This window comes from Leclercia sp. UBA7405 (genome assembly GCF_037152215.1).
Taxonomy (GTDB): domain Bacteria; phylum Pseudomonadota; class Gammaproteobacteria; order Enterobacterales; family Enterobacteriaceae; genus Enterobacter; species Enterobacter pneumoniae.
This window is the reverse complement of sequence record NZ_JBBCMR010000022.1, coordinates 1-271: the sequence shown is the minus strand read 5'-3', so window position 1 is coordinate 271 and position 271 is coordinate 1. Positions and strand designations below refer to the sequence as shown.

Annotated in this window: 1 tRNA gene and 1 rRNA gene; both read right to left on the bottom strand. The window is 53.5% G+C overall.

Annotation, left to right across the window (positions count from 1 at the left end):
- Nucleotides 1–47: 47 nt before the first annotated feature.
- Nucleotides 48–122 (bottom strand) — tRNA-Glu (locus WFN75_RS22540).
- Nucleotides 123–209: 87 nt separating this feature from the next.
- Nucleotides 210–271, bottom strand: a 16S ribosomal RNA gene (locus WFN75_RS22535); the annotation flags it as partial.

The window sequence follows — 271 nt, the reverse complement described above, 5'->3', positions numbered from 1 at the left end:
AGTTTTGAGATACTGATTGGTTGTGCCTTTCACTCACACCCAGCAAGTGGCGTCCCCTAGGGGATTCGAACCCCTGTTGCCGCCGTGAAAGGGCGGAGTCCTAACCGCTAGACGAAGGGGACACGGAGTGTCGCGACTTCGCAGCCGTCTTGCTCGTTACTTTTCATCAGACAATCTGTGTGGACACTACAAAGGCAGGTTCTTTAAGGTAAGGAGGTGATCCAACCGCAGGTTCCCCTACGGTTACCTTGTTACGACTTCACCCCAGTCA